Annotated in this window: 13 protein-coding genes and 1 pseudogene; 13 read left to right on the top strand and 1 reads right to left on the bottom strand. The window is 64.7% G+C overall.

Annotated elements, in window-relative coordinates:
- Window positions 1–63: 63 nt before the first annotated feature.
- Window positions 64–1095 (bottom strand): type VI secretion system protein TssA, encoded by a 1032-nt coding sequence (gene tssA / locus BLQ55_RS29790; RefSeq protein WP_092200512.1) that lies wholly within the window; start codon window positions 1093–1095, stop codon window positions 64–66.
- A 415-nt stretch (window positions 1096–1510) separates the two neighbouring features.
- Between tssA and tagH the strand changes: the two genes are divergently transcribed.
- From tagH to BLQ55_RS32640, 13 genes and pseudogenes are all read left to right on the top strand, one after another.
- Window positions 1511–3028 (top strand): type VI secretion system-associated FHA domain protein TagH, encoded by a 1518-nt coding sequence (gene tagH, locus BLQ55_RS29785; protein WP_092259111.1) that lies wholly within the window; start codon window positions 1511–1513, stop codon window positions 3026–3028.
- A 68-nt stretch (window positions 3029–3096) separates the two neighbouring features.
- Window positions 3097–3603: a type VI secretion system lipoprotein TssJ gene (gene tssJ, locus BLQ55_RS29780; protein WP_060740022.1), complete on the top strand. Its 507-nt coding sequence runs from the start codon at window positions 3097–3099 to the stop codon at window positions 3601–3603.
- Between the two features lie 15 nt (window positions 3604–3618).
- Window positions 3619–4953, top strand: coding sequence for a type VI secretion system baseplate subunit TssK (gene tssK, locus BLQ55_RS29775; RefSeq protein WP_072407490.1), 1335 nt, complete (start codon window positions 3619–3621; stop codon window positions 4951–4953).
- Window positions 4954–4959: 6 nt separating this feature from the next.
- Window positions 4960–6273, top strand: coding sequence for a DotU family type VI secretion system protein (locus tag BLQ55_RS29770; RefSeq protein ID WP_072407488.1), 1314 nt, complete (start codon window positions 4960–4962; stop codon window positions 6271–6273).
- Window positions 6270–9770 (top strand): type VI secretion system membrane subunit TssM, encoded by a 3501-nt coding sequence (gene tssM / locus BLQ55_RS29765; protein ID WP_092259108.1) that lies wholly within the window; start codon window positions 6270–6272, stop codon window positions 9768–9770. Before BLQ55_RS29770 ends, tssM begins: the two co-directional genes overlap by 4 nt.
- Window positions 9767–10420: a type VI secretion system-associated protein TagF gene (gene tagF, locus BLQ55_RS29760; protein ID WP_092259105.1), complete on the top strand. Its 654-nt coding sequence runs from the start codon at window positions 9767–9769 to the stop codon at window positions 10418–10420. The genes tssM and tagF overlap by 4 nt, the downstream gene beginning before the upstream one ends.
- The gene (locus tag BLQ55_RS29755) at window positions 10421–11152 is read left to right on the top strand and encodes a PP2C family protein-serine/threonine phosphatase (protein ID WP_092200524.1); all 732 of its coding nucleotides are present in this window, start codon (window positions 10421–10423) and stop codon (window positions 11150–11152) included.
- A complete protein-coding gene (locus tag BLQ55_RS29750) occupies window positions 11149–14238 on the top strand; it encodes a serine/threonine-protein kinase (protein ID WP_092200527.1) in 3090 nt (1029 codons plus the stop codon). The genes BLQ55_RS29755 and BLQ55_RS29750 overlap by 4 nt, the downstream gene beginning before the upstream one ends.
- A complete protein-coding gene (locus tag BLQ55_RS29745; RefSeq protein ID WP_092259102.1) occupies window positions 14238–14954 on the top strand; it encodes an ABC transporter ATP-binding protein in 717 nt (238 codons plus the stop codon). Before BLQ55_RS29750 ends, BLQ55_RS29745 begins: the two co-directional genes overlap by 1 nt.
- Window positions 14954–16150: an ABC transporter permease gene (locus tag BLQ55_RS29740; RefSeq protein ID WP_092259099.1), complete on the top strand. Its 1197-nt coding sequence runs from the start codon at window positions 14954–14956 to the stop codon at window positions 16148–16150. Before BLQ55_RS29745 ends, BLQ55_RS29740 begins: the two co-directional genes overlap by 1 nt.
- The gene (locus tag BLQ55_RS29735; RefSeq protein WP_092200535.1) at window positions 16143–17870 is read left to right on the top strand and encodes a formylglycine-generating enzyme family protein; all 1728 of its coding nucleotides are present in this window, start codon (window positions 16143–16145) and stop codon (window positions 17868–17870) included. The genes BLQ55_RS29740 and BLQ55_RS29735 overlap by 8 nt, the downstream gene beginning before the upstream one ends.
- Window positions 17871–17955: 85 nt before the next feature.
- On the top strand, window positions 17956–18897 hold the full coding sequence (gene tagQ / locus BLQ55_RS29730) for a type VI secretion system-associated lipoprotein TagQ (protein WP_092200537.1): 942 nt from the start codon (window positions 17956–17958) through the stop codon (window positions 18895–18897).
- 465 nt (window positions 18898–19362) lie between these two features.
- Window positions 19363–19503: pseudogene (locus BLQ55_RS32640) on the top strand (helix-turn-helix domain-containing protein); the annotation flags it as partial.

The raw sequence follows: 19503 nt of genomic DNA, 5'->3' as shown, positions 1-19503 counted from the left end.
TTGAGCGACGGTGTTGGCGTCATCGGGGGTACCGGTGACGTGACTGCGTGATCCGCTCGCTTTTTATTCGCTGTCTGGGCCGCGCAGGTTTTCAAATTGACTCATGCCGTCGGGAATCAGGTTGCGCACAATGGCCGCGAAATCGGCGTGCACCAGATGCTTGGCCCGGTTCAACAGCACCGGCAACGGGCTGGAGGGCTCATGACGGGTGTAGTAAGCGAGAATCCGGTCCAGGCTGCGCAGCACGTCGTCGCGGTTGTTGATGTCGCCGCTGACGGTGTTGGTATTACGCGGTGAGCTTGTGACATTTACATGCTCAGCGGGCGCTGCGCTGTTGTCGCTGACGGGATCGGCCTGGGCGCTGTCGCCACTCTGCGGGGCGAACTGGCCGAGAATCTGCAGGGCCATCTTCAAAGGTTGCTTCAACGGGCCGAGGTCCACGCCTTGGGCGGAACCGACCTGGTCGCTGACCTGCTGTTCGATGGCTTCGGCGGCGCTACGGGCTTCGAGCAGGGCGGCGCGGGTGATTTCCAGCTGCTCGGGGTCGCTGTCGAGCAGGGCCCCGGCGAGCTGTTCGGCACCGAGGTTTTCATCCGGGAAACTCTGCAGGCCACTGGCGTTGGCGGCGGCGCGCAGGCTGACGGCACCGAAGGTCCGCGAACGGGTCAGGATGCTTTCGCGCAACAGGCGGATGGTGACATCGGACGTCAGGCCGGCGAGGGCATTGATGCGCACGGTGGGGTCGTTATCGTCATCGGCGTCCAGGCGCGGATGCAGTTCGGCCCAGTATTGCTTGAGCAGCTCGCTGATCAGCGTCAGCACACGGGCCATGCCCGGCAGGCCTTCGAGGGCCAGGGAGCTTTGCATCAGGAAATGGGTGATGCGCAGGTCTTTGCTGCGCTGCAGCAAGTCCAGGCTCTGCTGCTGGATGCTGCGCCATTCAGGGGGTTCGGCAGGCAGGATCGAATCGCCCATGCTGCGCTCGGGTTGGCCCCGGGAGTCGCGTTCCAGGCGCAGGAAATCCGCGTCATATTCCAGATCTTCACCGCACGGAGAAGTCGCGGAAACGGCGGCGAGCAGCAAAGGCACATCCACTTGGATCGATCTCCCTATCACCCGCTTGATAGAAGTCGGGCAGTTCACACGCAAGTTTCGAATGAAACTTCACATGTTCCTTGACGGTAATGGCCCTTTAGATCTGCGATGATCCTAAAGTGCCATCATGTATATTCAAGAAGTTGTGCATTTTTGGTGTAGTACTTATCGCTTGTCAAGGTAAGCTATTTCGCCTGTGTATGCCCCATGTAACAGTTGTGATGCGCTTAACAGCCTGCCCGACCTGCCGGTCGAAGCGGCAACTGACGTGGGGTTTTTGTCACGCAAGACGGTTATGATCAGCAATCATGCTGGCAAAAAGCCGTTCTTACGGTTGTTGGCAGGTTGCCGGCGGTCGTCAGGGTCTGAACCCTCTCACCCCGCCCGCGCGCGAAGTATTCAGCAAGGAGGCAAGATGCCGCTGTGTTTGACTATCACTAGTTATCACAAAATTACCCCAGGCCAGTGTTCTGAAAAGTCCATGGACCAGGGAGTGATGGCAATTGGCCGTAATTCCGATAACGACTGGGTATTACCGGACCCCGAGCGCCTGGTTTCCGGTAAACATTGTGTTATCCAATACAAAGACGGGCGTTATTATTTGACCGATAACAGCACCAACGGTGTGGAATTGGTCAAGGCCGGCGTTCGCTTGCGCAAGGGCAACAGCGAGCCCCTGCAAGATGGCGAAGTGATCCGCATTGGTGACTATGAAATCCAGGCCCGCGTCGATTTCAACCTGCCGGTCACCGACAGCAATCCGTTCGCCGAATCGCCCAGCAGTTTCGAGGCCTTGATGGGGCAGCAGAGCACCGCCGCGCATGTGCCGTCACCGATCCAGGTGGCCTCGCCTGCGCATTTCCAGGGCGTGTCGGCCATGGACACCCTGCCGGACCTGTTCGACTTCTTGACCCCGAGCAGTGTCCCGCCGGCCACCCAGCCTGACCATGTCCCGGCCGAGCAGCACAACTTCCGCCCGCCGACGCCAATTGCCCGGCCGAGCCCGCCACCTGTGGTCGAGCCGGTTGTACCGCCGTCTGTCTCGGTGATTCCGGATGACTGGGACCCGTTCAGCGACAAGCCGGCACCGGTGGCGGTTACCCCGCAGCCCGTAACCCCGCCGCCGCTACCGCCGGTGGTTGAGCCGATCGCGACCCCGGTTTCGCAGCCTCCGCTCGTCGACATCTTTGCTGAAATCAGTGCACCGCCGCCGGCGCCCGTGCGTGAAGCACCGGTGACCCGCGTCGAGACCCCGGTCGCACCGCCGGTTGCGCCGGTTGCGCCGGTTGCGCCGGTTGCTCCAGTTACCCCGGTTGCTCCGGCCGCGCCGGTCGAGGCCGCCCAACCCGACTTGCTGCAAGCCTTCCTGCGCGGTGCCGGGCTGGACCAGTTGCGCCTGGACAAGGCCAATGCCGAAGCACAGATGGAAAACATCGGGCGCAGTTATCGCTTGATGGTCGAAGGCCTGATCGATGTCTTGCGCGCCCGCAGCAGCCTCAAGGGTGAGTTCCGTATCCAGCAGACGATGATCCAGCCGGTGGAAAACAACCCGCTGAAGTTCGCCCCCAATGTCGATGAAGCCTTGCTGTTGCTGTTGCGCCACGGCAACCAGGCGTTCATGGCCCCGGACGCGGCGGTGCGTGACAGTTTCGACGATTTGCGCGCCCACCAACTGGCGGTAATGGCCGGTGTGGAAGCGGCCATCAAGCATTTGCTGGGGCGCTTCGAGCCGGCGCAACTGGAAGAACGCATGGCCAAGCCCGGTGGGCTTTCGGGTATTTTCAGCGGTTCGCGGCAGGCCCAGTACTGGCAGCAGTTCACCGAGCTCTACAGCAACATTTCCCGGGAAGCCCAGGAGGATTTCCAGGACCTGTTCGGTCGCGAGTTCAGTCGCGCCTACGAAGAACACAGCACACGACAGCGACGCCGTTGAGCGGCGCCGTCCTAGAACAATATTGATCAGCCAACAACGGATAGCTCAAACGTCATTGAGGACGCAGGATGATTCCCAGGTTTTTACTCGCAGTCGCCACCGCGCTTCTGCTGACGGCGTGCGCCAAGGATGCGGCCAACCCCCAGCCCGAAGAAGCTGAGGCCGACACCGCCGCCATCGAGTTGCATTTCCATGCCATTGCCGGGCTCAACCCCGGTGCCACCGGCCAGCCGGCCCCGGTCCGGGTGCGCATTTTCGAACTGAAAAATGCCGCGACCTTTGGCCGTTCCGATTATTTCGCCCTGGCCGAGCGGGCCCAGGCCACGCTGGGTGCCGACCTGATCGACCAGGACGAGGTGCTGATCCAGCCCGGCCAGCAATTGAGCCTGCAACGCGACCTCGACCCGGCCACGCGGCACATCGGCATACTGGTGGGCTATCGCGAACTGGACCAGTCGTTGTGGCGCACGGTGATGAATGTCCCGGCGCGCGAATACACCGAATACCAGATCAGCCTCGATGTGCGCGCCGTGCGCAGCGCCGTCGTCGTTCCCCCATCCAGCCCTGCCCAATAAGCAATCGGAGCCCCCATGTCCTGGAACAATCGCGTGGTCTGGTCGGAAGGCATGTTCATTGGAACGCAGCACTTCCAACAGCATGACCGTTACCTGGAAAACCTCATCGACGCACGCAGCCGCCCATTGTCGGCCGGCGCCTGGGGTTTTTCCGAATTGCTGATCGACCAGGGCCTGCTGGCCCAGGGCAAGCTGGCGATCATCTCGGCGCGGGGCCTGTTGCCGGACGGCACGCCCTTCAACATTCCCCAGGATGACCTGGCGCCCACACCGCTGAACGTCGACGACAACCTGCGCGACGGCCTGGTGTACCTGGCCTTGCCGCTCAAGCGCGCCGGCGCCCGTGACACCGTGGACGAAGGCGAAGACCTCGGCGCCGCGCGTTATGTGAGCCAGGTGTGCGAAGTGCGCGACGATAACGCGCCGTTCGAAAACCGCGCGCCGGTGGCCCTTGGCTCCCGGGCCCTGCGGTTGTTGACCGAACAGGATGGCATCGGCGACTACGCCGCCATCGGTGTGGTACGCATCAAGGAAAAACGTGCCGACCGTGCCTTGGTGCTCGACGACACCTACATCCCGCCACTGCTGGATGTCATCGCCTCCAAACCGCTGGCGGCGTTTCGCAGCGAACTGCTGGGCCTGCTGCATCAACGCGGCGAAGCCTTGGCCGGGCGGGTGGTGGCGTCCGGTGCCGGTGGCGCCTCGGAGATTGCCGACTTCATGCTGCTGCAACTGGTCAACCGCGCCCAGCCGCTGATCCAGCACCTGAGCCAGTTGAGCCCGTTGCACCCCGAGCGCTTCTACAGCGAACTGGTGAGCCTGGCCGGGGAGTTTTCCACGTTCACCGCGTCCGGGCGACGACCGCAGCAATACCCGCCGTACCAGCACGATGACCTGGCCCTCAGCTACGCGCCGGTGATGCAGGCCCTGCGCGAAGCCCTGTCGATGCTGATCGACAGCAAGGCGACGCCGATTCCGATTGTCGAGAAAGCCTACGGCATCCACGTGGCGATGCTGGCCGACAAGACCCTGCTCGACAGCGCCAGCTTCATCCTGGTGGTGCGTGCCGATGTGCCGGCCGAAACCCTGCGCAGCCGCTTCGGCCAGCAGAGCAAGGTCGGCTCGGTGGAGCACATCCGCGACCTGGTCAACCTGCAACTGCCGGGCATCGGCCTGCTGCCGTTGCCGGTGGCGCCACGGCAACTGCCGTACCACGCCGGCTCCACCTACTACGAACTCGACCGGGGCAGCGACCACTGGCAGCAGTTGAGCAACTCCGGCGGCTTTGCGTTCCACATCGCCGGCCAGTTCCCGGGGCTGAACCTGGCTTTCTGGGCGATCCGAGGATAAACCGCGATGAGCAACGACGATCGTACCCAATTCATGCCGACGCCCGGTGGCCGTGGCGCCGATCCATTCCGCCCGGACCCTGGTCGTCCGGACCCGGGTCGTCCACAGCCGGCGCCGCTGTCGATGCCGGCCGCGCCGGTCCTGACCGGCAAGGCCGAGGGCCTCAACCCCTTGGAAAGCGCCGCCGGCCCACTGTTGGCCCTGCTGACGCGCCTGCGCAACACCATCGCCCACCCGGCGCCGGCCAGTTTGCGCGCGCAATTGCTGGCCTACCTGCGCCAGTTCGAAGAGCGCGCCGAGGCCGCCGGTGTGGTGCGCAACGATGTGTTGCTGGCCCGCTATGCCTTGTGCACCGCGCTGGACGAAGCGGTGTTGAGCACGCCGTGGGGCGGCACCAGTGACTGGGGCAAGCAAAGCCTGTTGATCACCGTGCACAACGAAGCCTGGGGCGGCGAGAAGGTGTTCCAGTTGCTGGAGCATTGCCTGCAAAGCCCCCGTGAGCGCCTGTACCTGCTGGAGCTGTTGTACCTGTGCATGTGCCTGGGTTTCGAGGGGCGCTACCGGGTGATGAACGACGGTCGCAGCCAACTGGAAGCGTTGCGTGAGCGCACCAGTGCGGTGATCCGCAGCGCCCGGGGCGACTACGAACGCGAGCTGTCGCCGCACTGGCGCGGTGTCACCGTGGCCCGTGATCGACTGGCGCAGTTCATGCCGCCGTGGATCGCCGTGGCCATCGGCGCGGCCTTGCTGCTGGCGCTGCTGTTCGGCCTGCGCATGAAACTGGCTTCCGATGCCGAGCCGGTGTTCAAGAACATTCACTTCCTGGGCGAAATCCCGGTGCAGACCATCGACCGCCCCGTGGTGCAGCCGAAAGTGGTCGAGCGCCCACGCCTGGCAGGCTTTCTGGCCGATGAAATCCGGGCCAACCGGATTGCCGTGGAAGACGCCGTCGACCGCTCGGTGGTGACCATCCGCGGCGACGAACTGTTCGCCTCGGGCAGCGCCAGCATCAAGGACGATTTCCAGCCGCTGATGCTGCGCATCGCCGATGCGGTGCGCAAGGTCAAGGGCCAGGTCCTGGTCACCGGCCACAGCGACAATCGGCCGATCGCCACCCTCCGGTTCCCGTCCAACTGGGCGTTGTCCGAAGCGCGGGCCCAATCGGTGCTGCAAATCCTTTCGGCCAAGACCGGCCAGCCCGAGCGCTTCAGCGCCGAAGGCCGCAGCGACACCGAGCCGTTGGCGTCCAACGCCACCCCAGAGGGGCGTGCGCGTAATCGTCGGGTTGAAATCACAGTATTGGCGGAGGGGGTCGAGTGAAGGCGTTTTTCAGTTTTATGACCCGCTGGGTCATCCCATTGCTGGGGCTGATCGCCCTCAGCCTGATCATCTGGTTCGTCGGCCCGCTGCTCGATTGGCTGGTGCCTGAAGGCCGCCGCTGGGCCTTGATCATCCTGGTGTTCGCGGTGTGGATCGCCTACCGGGTGTTCCGCATCATCCAGGCGCGCCGCCAGGCCGCCGAAGTGATGCGCAGCCTGGCCGCGCAAACCCCGCCCGACCCCACCAGCATCGCCACCGCCGAAGAGCTCGAAACCCTGCGCCAGCGCATGGACGAAGCCCTGGCCCTGCTCAAGAAAGCCAAGCTGGGCGGTGACGAGCGTCGCAACCTCTACGAGCTGCCGTGGTACGTGATCATCGGCCCGCCGGGTTCGGGCAAGACCACCGCGCTGGTCAACTCCGGGCTGCATTTTCCACTGGCCGCGCAACTGGGCGCCGGTGCCGTGCGCGGTGTTGGCGGTACGCGCAATTGCGACTGGTGGTTCACCGACCAGGCCGTCCTGCTCGACACCGCCGGCCGCTACACCACCCAGGACAGCGACGCGACCATCGACAAGGCCGCCTGGCTGGGCTTCCTGGGCCTGTTGAAAAAGCAACGGGCCCGACGCCCGATCGACGGTGCGTTCATCGCCATCAGCCTGTCCGACCTGCTGCTGGGCAGCGACGCTGAGCGCGCCGCCCATGCCGCGGCGATTCGCTTGCGGATCCAGGAGCTGTACACCCAGCTGGGCGTGCGCTTCCCGATCTACCTGATGCTGACCAAGCTCGACCTGGTGCCCGGGTTCATGGAGTATTTCGATACCCTGAGCAAGGAAGAGCGCGCCCAGGTCTGGGGCATGACCTTCGCCCTGGACGACGGCAAGAGCAACGACAGCCCGCTGGCGCACCTGCAAAGCGAATTCACCGGCCTTGAACAGCGCCTCAACGACCGTCTGGTGGAGCGCCTGCAACAAGAGCGCGACCCGGCGCGGCGCGACCTGATCTACGGCTTCCCGCAGCAGTTCGGCGCCCTGAAGGATTGCCTGCAAAGTTTCCTCGAAGGGGTGTTCAAACCCAACGCCTTCGAAGAGCGCGTGTTGCTGCGTGGTGTGTATTTCACCAGCGGCACCCAGGAAGGCAGCCCGATCGACCGCCTGATCGGTTCCATGGCCCAGAGCATGAACCTGGACCGTCAGCACCTGGCGCGCCAGACCGGCACCGGGCGCAGCTACTTCATCGAGAAACTCTTCACCGCCGTGGCCTTCGCCGAGCGCGGGCTGGTGGGCGTCGACCCGAAAGTCGAGCGTCGGCGCAAGTGGATCGCCCGCGGCGTTCTGGCCTCCACGGTGGTGCTGGTGCTGGTGGTCAGCACGTTGTGGTGGGTCAGCTACCGTGCCAACCAGGCCTACATCGCCCAGGTCGATCAGAAGGTCGCGCCCTTGGGTCAGACCGTGCAGAACCTCAGCCCGGCGCAACGGGATGTGCTCGCGGTGTTGCCATTGCTCAACGCCGTGAAACACCTGGCCGACGACGCCCCGAGCTGGGCCGAAGGCCTGGGCCTGTACCAGGGCGACATGCTCGAAGCCGAGTCCGGCAGTGTCTACCGCAAGCTGCTGATCGCGGTGTTCGCGCCACGCCTGCTGACGCGCATCGAAGAGCAACTGCACAGCGGCGGCAATTCGGATTTCCTCTACGAAGGCTTGAAGGCCTACCTGATGCTCGCCGACACCGAGCATTACGACGCCGACTTCATCAAGGCCTGGATCGCCCTGGATTGGGACCGCAGCCTGCCGCGGGACTTGCCGGCCGAGCAGCGCCAGGCCCTGACCGCGCATTTGCAGGCGTTGTTCGAGCGGCGTCCGCCCCTCGCGCGCCTGGACACGCGCCTGGTCGAAGACCTGCGCCGCCAGTTGCAGCAATTGCCGGTGGCCCAGCGGGTCTATGACCGGATCAAGCGCCAGAAACTGCCCGAAGGCATCCCGGACTTCCGCATCAACGAAGCCGCCGGGCGTGACGCGGCGCTGGTGTTCAGCCGCAAGAGCGGCAAGCCGTTGGGCGAGCCGCTGAGTGGGTTCTTCACCGTCAAGGGCTACCGCCAGGGCTTCTTGCTCACCAGCCTGAGCCAGACCGGCACCCTGGCCGAAGAGCAGTGGGTGCTGGGCTTTGAGCAAGCCGATCAGCAGAACGTCGCCAGCCTGGCCGCCGATGTGCGTCGCTTGTACTTCCAGGACTACCTGCGCCAATGGGACGCCTTGCTGGCCGACATCGACTTCGTGCCGATCACCAGCGTGGCCCAGGCCGCCGATGTGCTGCGGGTGATTTCCGGCCCGACCTCGCCGCTGAAAAAACTGCTGGTGGCGGTGGCGAAGGAAACCGACCTGCAACAGGATGAACGCCTGCTGGCCGCCCAAGGTGCGCCGGTGGAAGGTGGCGTGGACAAGCTCAAGGAACGCCTGGGCAGCTTGCTCGGCCAGGAGCAGGCGACGCCAAACGCGCCGGCGGCGAGCGACGACCCAATCACCGCGCACTTCGCCGAGCTCAACAGCATCGTCAGCAAAAGCGAAGGCGAGCCGGCGGCCATCGACGGTCTGTTGGCCGACATGAACGCCCTGTACGTACAGGTCAGCGCCATGGTCGGGGCCAGCGGCGACGCCTTGCTCGGCGAAGCCAAGAACCAGGCCACGGCTGCCGCCACGCGGGTCAGCCTCAACGCCGAACGCCAGCCGCCGCTGGTGCAGGGCCTGGTCAAGTCGGTGGTCAACTCCACCACCAACAGCATGATGGGCGGGGTGCGCAACCAACTGAACGCCGCCTGGACCAGCGAAGTGGTGAACATCTATCGCCAGTCCCTGGCCGGGCGCTATCCGATGTCGCCGGGCAGTGCGCGGGACGCGACCCTGGACGATTTCGGCCAGTTCTTCGGCGTCGGCGGGGTAATGGACAACTACTTCCGCAAGTACCTGCAACCCTACGTCGACACCTCGACGCCGACCTGGCGCTGGCAGCCGGGCGCGGCGCAGAAGCTCGGCATCTCCCCCGGCGCGCTGCAGACCTTCCAGCGCGCGGCGACCATCCGCGATGCGTTCTTCCGTTCCGGCGGCACCCAGCCGATGGTGCGCTTCGAACTCAAGCCGGTGGCGATGGACTCGACCATCACCCAGTTCCTGCTCGACCTCGACGGCCAGCAGTTGAGCTACGACCACGGCCCGAGCCGTCCGACCGCCATGCAGTGGCCGAACCCGGGCAGCATCGGCGTGGTGCGGATCTCCATCATGCCGCCGTCTTCCAGCGGTCGTTCCGGCATCACCCTGGACGGGCCGTGGGCCTGGTTCCGCTTGCTGGAGCAATCGGACCTGACCGCCGGCAACTCGCCGGATCGCTTCAACCTGCGGCTGCGGGTCGATGGTGCCAGCGCCTCTTACGAGCTGCGGGCCAACAGCGCCTTCAACCCGTTCAAGAGCCGGGTGCTCAGCGGCTTCAGCCTGCCGGAGCGGCTATGAGTACGCCGGGCTTCTACGGAAAGTTGGCCAGCCGCGGCGACTTCGTCAGCCGGGGTTTGCCCCAGGGGTTTATCGGCCCGTGGGATTCGTGGTTGGCGGCGGGTCTGCTCGCCAGCCAGAGCAGCCTCGGCGAGCGCTGGCTGGATGCTTATCTGGTCAGCCCGTTGTGGCGCTTCATGGTCGCGCCGGGTGTGTGTGGCCCGGACGCCGCCTGTGGGGTGGTGATGCCGAGCATCGACCGGGTCGGCCGTTATTTCCCGCTGACCGTCGCGGTGCTGCTGGAGCCCGACGCGGACCCGGCGTCCGTGGTGGGCGGTGCGGACGAGTGGTTCGAGCGGGTCGAGAACCTGTTGCTGAGCACGTTGAGCGTGGAGGCCAGTTTCGAGGCGTTCAACGAACAGCTGGAAACCCTCGGTAGCCCGATGTACCTGCCACGCATGTCGAGCAGCCGTTTCGCCAGCCTGCATCGCTTCGACGCCACCGATCCGCAGCGGCGTCTGAGCGCCCTGGCCGAGGCGGCCTGCGAAGGCGCGAGCCTGTGGTGGGGCCAGGGGTCGGAGCGCATTGCCCCGGGTTTGATGCGCTGCCAGGGATTGCCGGCAGCCGCCGATTTTGCGCAATTTTTGCTCGGCCAAGAAGGTGTTGTGTAGATGCGTCCAAGTGCCGGAAAAGCAATCAAGTCTGCAAGCAAGAGCCATGTCGGGATGGTCCGCCAGGTCAACGAAGACGCCTGCCTGGACCTGCCGGAAAACGGCCTCTGGGTGGTGGCCGATGGCATGGGCGGGCACGCGGCGGGCGATTACGTCAGCAGCCTGATCGTCGACAGCCTGCGCAGCATCGCCATGGGGCGTTCGCTGGACGAATACGTCGCGGCGCTGCAGAGCGACCTGCTACGGGTCAACGCCGCCGTGCGGGAAGAAACCGCCAACCGTGGCGTGACCATGATGGGCAGTACCGTGGTGGTACTGGCCGTCCGCGACCTGCGGGGCATGTGCCTGTGGGCCGGTGACAGCCGCCTGTATCGCCTGCGCGACGGCGTGCTCGAAGGGATCTCCCGGGATCACAGCTACGTCCAGGATCTGCAGGACAGCGGCCTGCTCAGCGAAGCCGAGGCGCGGGTGCACCCGCGGGCGAACATCGTCACCCGGGCCATTGGCGTCGAGGCGCAACTGAACCTGGCGCTGACCGAACTGCTGCTGGTGCCTGGCGACAGCTACCTGTTGTGCAGCGACGGGCTGACCAAGACCGTCGAGGACGAGGAGATCCGCGAAGTACTGAGCCACGACGAGCCCGGCGAAATCGCCAGCAGCCTGGTGTCCCTGGGCCTGATGCGCGGCGCGCCGGACAACATCACCGTGGTGGTCGTGAAGGTGCCGTCATGAGCTTGACCCTGAACATTGTCATCCCCGGCTACGACATCGAAGGGCCGATCGGCGAAGGCGCGATGGCCAGCGTGTACCTGGCGACCCAGCGTTCGCTGGAGCGCAAGGTGGCGTTGAAAGTGATGGCGGCGGCCCTGGCCGCCGACCCGACGTTCTGCGAGCGGTTTTTGCGCGAAGGCAAGACCCTGGCGCGCCTGTCGCACCCGCACACCGTCACCATCCATGACATCGGTAACGTCGGTGAGCTGTATTACATGGCGATGGAATACCTGCCCAACGGCACGCTCAAGGAACGCATCGCCGCGGGCCTGACGCCGGAGCAGGGCCTGACCTACATCCGCCAGATCGCCTCGGCCCTGGGGTATGCCCACGGTTTGGGCCTGGTCCACCGCGACGTCAAGCCGGCCAACATCCTGTTCCGCGCCGATGGCACGGCGGTGCTCTCGGACTTCGGCATCGCCAAGTCCCTGGACGACCGCACCCAGTTCACCCAGGCCGGCTTTGCCGTCGGTACGCCCAGCTACATGAGCCCGGAACAGGCCCGTGGGCAAGACATCGACGGTCGCGCCGACCTGTACGCCCTGGGCGTGGTGCTCTACGAAATCCTCGTTGGCAAACTGCCGTATACCGGCAACGACGCACTGTCCACGGCCCTGGCGCACCTGACCGAACCGTTGCCGGAGTTACCGGTGCACCACGGCCGTTATCAGGACGTGTTGCGCAAACTGTTGGCGAAGGACCCGGCGGAGCGTTTCCCGGACGCGGCGGCGTTGCTGCGGGCGCTGGATAACCTGCCTGAGGAGTCGGAAGCGACGCTGATCCGGCCGTTGTCGTTGCAACTGCCGACCACGTCGCCTGCGGTGGATGACCTGGCGGGCTTGACGCCCATGTCCATCGACATTCCCAGCGGCCCGGCTTATTCACCACCGCAGCCACAGTCCAAGCCCGTTCCGCCGCCGATAAAACCGACGGTTCAATCCTCGGTGTCGGAGCAACGCAAGGGACCGGTGTTCGCCCTGGCTGCCGTTGCGGTCGCCGTGGCGCTGGCGTTGGGTGGCGCGGGTTATTGGTGGTTGGCCGGTGACGATGGCAAAGAAGTGAAGACGCCGGTGGCCACGACCCCCTCGGCCAAGCCACCGGAAGTGAAGCCACCGAAGGCCCCGGACGTGCCGGCGGTCAAGCCACCCGTCGCCCCGCCGGCCCAGCCTCCCGTGGCGACCGAGGCCGACGGTGGCCAGCGTCCGCTGTTGATGGCCGGCAAGAAAACCCTGTTCCAGCGTGTGCTCAGCAAGCCGGGGGCGAAACTCGCCGAGGCGCCGGGTGCCGCACCGGGCAAGGCACTGCCGGCGTTTTCGGTGTTGTACGTGTATCAGCGCAAAGACGTCGATGGCAGCGCGTGGGTGCGGGTCGGGGCGGCCACCGACGGGCGCAGCGACGGCTGGTTGCCCGCCGCCCAGGTCAGCGACTGGAAGCAAAGCCTGGTGCTCAAGTTCACCGAACGTTCCGGCCGTGCGCCAGTGATGTTCCTGCGTCAGCCTGGGGAAGTGGAAAAGCTCCTGGCTAACCCATCAGCCGCCAAGAACGTGTTGCTCAAGGCCCAGCAGAGCCCGCAGGACGACCAGCAAGTGCTGGCCCTTGAGCCGGCCGCCAGCGCGGTGCCGCAGAGCCAGTTCTATCTGTTGCCGATCTTCGATTCCCGCGAAAGCCTCGATGAAAACGGCCAGCCGGTGCAGTTGCTGAACGTGGCGTCCATCGACCCGGGCAACACCCCCAAGGCGGCGGGCAACACGCCGATCACCACCGCCAACGCCGACGCGTTCCGCACCGCCGTAGTGCTGGTGGTGGACACCACCGTGTCGATGCAGCCCTACATCGACCAGGTGCGCGACGTGGTCCACGAACTGCAAACCCGCATCGCCGAGCGCGGCGAGTTGGACAGCGTCAGCTTCGGCATGGTGGGTTTCCGCAGCAGCGTCAAGAAAACCCCGGGCCTGGAATACGTCGCCAAGACCCTGATCACCCTCGAGCAGGGCCGCGACCCGCAGCGCTTCATGGAGCTGGCGCGGCAGGTCAAGGCATCGACGGTGTCCAGCCATTCGTTCAACGAAGATGCGTTCGCCGGGGTCATGGAAGCCGTTGAAGGCATGGACTGGTCCGGTTACGGCGGGCGCTTGATCCTGTTAGTCACCGACGCCGGTGCCCTGCGCAAGAACGACCCATTTGCCGCCACGCAAATGAACGAGGCCGAAGTGCGCCAGGCGGCGCTGGGCAAGCAGATCAAGATCTACGCCTTGCACCTGCTCAGCGACGCGGGCAAGAAAACCCATGCCGGCGCCCAGAGCCAGTACCGCACCCTGACCGCCGACGCCAACCCGCAGATCGGTGACCTGTACATTCCGGTGCCGGGCGCCGACGTGCGCAAGTTCGGCGAGCGGGTCGACGAGATCGGTTCGGTGTTTGCCGACCTGGTGCATCAGGTGCGCAGCAACAAGGCGCAAAGCGTGCCACTGCTCAGTGCCGCGCCGAGCCTGGCCGACAAGTCGGCCGCGGTCGGCTACGCGATGCACATGGATTTCCTGGGGCGCAAATCCGCCAGCCAGGCGCCGCAACTGGTCAGCGCCTGGACCGCCGACCGCGACCTGACCAACCCGGCGCTGCCGGCGTTCCAGGTCTGCGTGATGCTGACCAAGCTGCAACTCAACGACCTGCAGCAGTCGCTGAAACTGATCGTCGACGCGGCCCGCAAGACCCAGAGCTCGCCCAAGGATTTCTTCCAGGAAATCGCCAGCGCCAGTGCCTACATGAGCCGCGACCCGTCGGCCCTGCGCAAGGGCGGCAACCTGGCCGACGGCGGCATTCTGGGCGAGTACCTGGAAGGGCTGCCGTACCGCAGCAAGTCGCTGAACATGACCCAGGACTTGTGGCTGTCCTTGAGCGTGGCCGAGCAGGAAGATTTCATCGACGAGCTGGATTCGAAAATCCGCCTCTACGAAACCTTCCACAACGACCTCGCCAACTGGGTGCGCTTCGGCGACGCCGAGCCGGGCGATGCCTTGTACCGCGTTCCGTTGTCGACGCTGCCGTGATGCTGAGCCTCAACGCTGTGCACAAAAGCCGGGGCGCCGGCAGCCAGCGCTACAGCCTGGTGATTCCACGGCTGCAATTGCGCGGCGGTGAACAACTGGCGGTGGTCGGTCCCAGCGGTTGTGGCAAGAGTACGTTGCTGGACCTGCTGGCGCTGGTATTGGCACCGGATCAGGCCGGGCAGTTCGACTTCACGCCCGCCGACACGCCGCTGGACATCGCCAAATTGTGGCGTGCGTCGCAACAGGGCACCTTGGCCGAGCTGCGCAGCCGTTACCTGGGTTATGTTCTGCAAACCGGCGGCCTGTTGGGCTTCCTGGATGTGCGCGGCAACATCGCGTTGTCGCGCAAATTGCTGGGCTTGAAGGATGACGCAAGCGTGACGCGCCTGGCTGGGCAGTTGGACATCGCCGATCAACTGGACAAGAAGCCGGCGGACTTATCCGTCGGCCAGCGCCAGCGGGTCAGCTGTGCCCGGGCGTTGGCCCATGGGCCGCGCCTGCTGCTGGCCGATGAACCGACCGCCGCCCTCGACCCGCTGAACGCCGAGCGCGTCATGCAGTTGCTGGTGGCCCAGGCCCGCGAACATGGCGTGTGCTGTGTGGTCGCCACCCACGACGAGGCGCTGGCCCGCGCCAGCGGTTTGCAGGTGCGACGCATCAGTTGCCGTCGCGATGCCGACGGCGGTGTCACCGCCACTCTCGGGGAGGCTTGCTGATGCGCGGCGCGCTGGTGGCTTCCCTGGCCTGGCAGGATTACCGCAACGATGCCTGGCTGTCGGCCTGCTCGGTGCTCGCGCTGGTGGCCGTGGTGGCGCCGCTGCTGGTGTTGTTCGGCCTGAAGTTCGGCCTGGTCAGCAGCCTGACCGAGCGCTTGCAGAACGACCCGGCCACCCGGGAAATCATCCCCTTGGGCGGCGGTCGCTTCAGTGCCGAATTCATCGAACAGTTAAGCCAGCGCGGCGACGTGGCCTTTGCCTTGCCGCGCACCCGCCAGATCGCCGCCACGGCGGAGCTGAGCAGCGATGCTTCGGCTGTCACGGTCGAGATGATTCCCACCGCGGCCAACGATCCCTTGTTCGAGCATTTGCCGGTGCCTCAAGGCTTGGATCAAGTGGTGCTCAGCCAGACCGCCGCTGAAAAGCTCGGCGCCAAGGCCGGCGATTGGGTGCAGGCCAGTTTCGGCCGGCAGGTGGCCGGTCGCAGCGAGGCGCAGCGCACCCGCGTACAGGTCCTGCACGTACTGCCCTTGGAAGCCTTCGCCCGGGACGGCCTGTTTGCACCGCTGGCCTTGCTGGAGGCCGCCGAGGATTACCGCGATGGCCGCGCCGTGCCCGCGTTTGGCTGGCCGGGCGATGCGGTGAGTGTGGCCGGGCAACGGGTCTACCCGGCGTTTCGTTTGTATGCCCGCAGCCTTGGCGACGTCGAGCCGCTGCGTCAGTATTTCGCCGGGCAGAACCTGCTGGTCTCGACCCAGGCCCAGACCATCGCACAAGTGCAATCGCTGAGCCGCAATCTGTCGATCGTGTTCTGGATCATCGCCGGGTTGGCCTTGGCCGGCGCGTTCGCGGCGATCTTTGCCGGCGCCCTGGCGGCGGTCGAGCGTAAGCGCCGGGAGCTGTCGGTGTTGCGCCTGCTGGGGGTTTCCACTGCTGCGCTGTTGCTGTTCGTGGTGTTGCAGGCGCTCTACAGTGCCACATTTGCCGCCTTGCTGAGCGCCGGCCTGTATGGCCTGGCGCAGTCGGGCCTGAACCATTTATTTGCGCAGATGCCGGGTGAGTACGCCAGTCATCTGCTGGTGCGTCATTACACCTTGGCCCTGCTGGCCGTGCTCGGCGTCAGCGCTGTCGCGGCGGCTTGTGGTGGCTGGCGGGTGGCGCGCATCCAGGCGTGTGAAGGAATTCGCGATGTATAAGTTATTGGGCGCCGCCGTGGCGCTGAGTCTGGCCGGACTGGTCTGGGCTGATGAAAGCACGGACAAGCTGGACAACCCCAAGCCATTACCCGACGACGTCAGCCTGCCGCTGCCGTGCGAAGGCCAGATGGTGTTTCGCTACGTCTACATCCTCGCCCAGGGCACCCTGGACGACCGCGAGATCAGCCTCGGTTACCCGTTCAGCGAAGGCGAGGCGGGTTATCAGCAGTCGTTCATTTCCGGCTACCGGCGCGACTTCATCAACGGACAGTTCACCCTCAAGGACCTGCCCACGGACTGGAACAAGACCATCACGCCGTTGATGCCCAAGACCGACGCCAAGACGCCGCTAAAACCGATGCTGTACTTCATCGGCAAGTACGAGGTCACGGCCCGCCAATACGCCCAGGTCATGGCCCAGGCGCAATCGCTGGCCAGCGGCGAAGCGGCGCCGGCCTGCGAAACCCTGCAAGCCGATTTGCCCCAAGGCGTGGCGGGGCGTTTGCCCAAGGTGAAACTGTCGAAGTTCGAGGCCGAGCGCTTCTCGGCGGTGTACAGCGCCTGGTTGATGAAATACCACAAGGACCTGCTGCCGGTGAGCGGTCGCGGCACCTCCGCCGAAGACGGCGGGTTGGGCTTCGTGCGCTTGCCGACGGAAGTCGAATGGGAATTCGCCGCCCGCGGCGGGCAGGCCGTGAGCCGTCAGGACTTGGAAGGGCGCCTGTTTCCGCGCCGCCTGGAAGGCAGTGAAAGCGACGGGCCGCTGGCCGATTGGGCGGTGTTCAACCAGGTCGCCGGCGGCACCGGCCAGGCCGCGCGGTTGATGCCCATCGGCACCAAGCTGCCGAACCCCATCGGCCTGTTCGATGTGGTGGGCAACGCGGCCGAGATGGTCCAGGAGTCCTTCCAGTTGGTGCACGCCGGTCGCCGCCAGGGCGCCTATGGCGGCTTCGTGGTCAAGGGCGGCAACTACCTGGAAGGCGAGGGCACATTGTTCACCGGGATGCGTCGCGAGTACCCGCTGTTCGCCGCCGACGGTACCGAGCAGAGCAACGAAACCACCGGCTTCCGCGTGGCCGTCGGGGCGTTGTCGGCGCCACGTTCGCGCTACAAGGAATTGTTTGCCCAATGGCAGAAAGAGGGGCGCCTCGCGTCCCTGACCGACGCCATCGATGACGCCGACGACCCGACCAAACGCCTGGACAGTATCATCGCCGCCAGCGTCGACCCGCGCCTGCAAGCCGAACTGGGCCTGGTCAACGAAGAGCTCAAGCGCAACGTCTCGCTCATCGCCCAGCAGCGCGAGGAAGCAGCGGGCAACCTGATCCAGTCGTCGGCCCTGGTGGCCGAGACCGTCAACAACTACAACATTCGCCTGACCAATCTGCAGAACAGCCGGCAGGCCGCGCTGGACGCCAAGGATGAGGCCAGCGCGCAACTGTTCGCCACGGCCATCGACAACGGTCGCAGCGCGCTGGATGGCGCAGTGGCGATCTACATCGACAACCTGGCCACCGGCACGCGCTACACCGATGCCGTGATCCAGGCGCAGTTCCAGCGCATCAAGGAAGAGTTGGAACGCAAGCCGGTACTGGGCAAGAGCCTGGTGGCGCGCGCAACGTTATTCGTTCGTCATGTCGGGGATTATCGTCAGCAAAAACGAGCCGATCCGGCGGCGATATTGAAGGAATTGCTCGCATCGAACGCTCAGCGGTCTTGAGTGTTCGTTGTCAGCGAGCTTGGAAGGGACTCAGGCGGCGATAGGGCCGCGCTGAGCTGGTCAAAACTTAAACGAGAACACAACTATGCTTTTCTCCCGTAAACCTTTTGCTTCGGTTTCCAAGCGTCATTTGTTGCTGGTGGCTGTCGGCTTCAGCACCGTGCTGACGGGCTGCGCCACGTCGCCGACCTCCAAGGTCGCGTCGAGCACCAAGGTCGAGTACTACCCTAACTGCTACGAGCCGGTGCAGCACCTGCGCTCCACCGAAGGCAACATGACCAAGTCGGTCGTCACCGGTGCCGCTGTCGGTGCCGTCGGTGGTGCACTGCTGGGCGCCCTGACCGCCGACAAGGAAGACCGTGGCCGCAACGCCGCCATCGGTGCCGCGGGCGGTGCATTGGCCGGTGGTGCCGCCGGTTACTACACCGAGCGCCAGAAGCAGATCGCCGACGACAACCAGCGCATCGCCTCCTACGCCGCCGACGTCAACAAAAGCGTCTCCGACATCGACCGCAGCACCGCCTACGCCAAGACCTCGCAGCAGTGCTACCAGAACGCGTTCAGCAAACTGGTTGCCGACCGCAAGGCCAAGACCGTCAACGACACCGAAGGCCGCAAGCGCCTGGCGGAAATCGTCGCTGGCCTGAAAGAGTCGAACGACCTGATCGTCGCGGTCAACGGCAAAGCCTCCGAAGACCTGAACAACTACACCCAGGCCTACGAGAAAGACCTGCAGCAAGTGGGCGTGCAGCGTACTGACGTGGTGACTGTGGCCACTGCCGATACCACGCCGGTCGTGGCTCAGACCACCAACAACAAGAAAATCAAGAAAGTGCAGCCGGCGAAGAAGAAAGACCTGCCGACCGTGCCGAAAGAAGCGGTGACCACCGAGAAAACCCTGCTGACCGCCAAGGCCAAGCAGGATGAAAGCAAGCAGGTTGCCAGTGCCGGTACCACTCAGGTCAACAGCATGTGCAAGAACCCGGACCTGGGCGACTGGGCACCGGTGCCTTGCCCGAATGTTTGATTGAGTGAGGGCTGCTGATCGTTGGTCAGCAGCCAAAACCTGTGGGAGCGGGCTTGCTCGCGATAGCGTCCGTTCAGTTGGCCTCCATGTCGACTGACCCGCCGCCATCGCGAGCAAGCTCGCTCCCACAGTTGTTTTGTGTAGCCGGTGATATCTGCGACACCTCCAATCCCCTGTGGGAGCGGGCTTATCTCTTTCGGTTGTCCCCCGATCCAATTGTGGGAGCGAGCCTGCTCGCGATGGCGGCCTGACAGCCGGCCAGGATGTTGTTGACGGAGTACATATCCATTGCTGCGGTAACGGCGGCTTATGGTTCCGCTCTTACAGCGGGTCACTTTTGGCAAACGCCCCAAAAGTAACCAAAAAGTCTTTGCCGGTATGACTCACCCACATGGGTTACAAATCAGTTCACGCACATAGGTAACAGTTTTTAACTGGCAGGGTCGATTTCGCGAGGATCTGACCATGCCCTGGAGAGAGCTGAAACCTATGGACCTCAAAGTGATGTTCATCGCTGAGTATCTATCCGAAAAGCACAGCTTTAGCCGGCTGTGCCAGGACTATCAGATCAGCCGAAAGACTGGCTACAAGTGGGTCGAGCGCTAT

This window comes from Pseudomonas sp. NFACC13-1, from assembly GCF_900104425.1.
In the GTDB taxonomy this organism is placed as follows: Bacteria; Pseudomonadota; Gammaproteobacteria; order Pseudomonadales; family Pseudomonadaceae; genus Aquipseudomonas; species Aquipseudomonas fluorescens_AA.
This window is presented reverse-complemented; position numbering and strand designations above follow the sequence as displayed.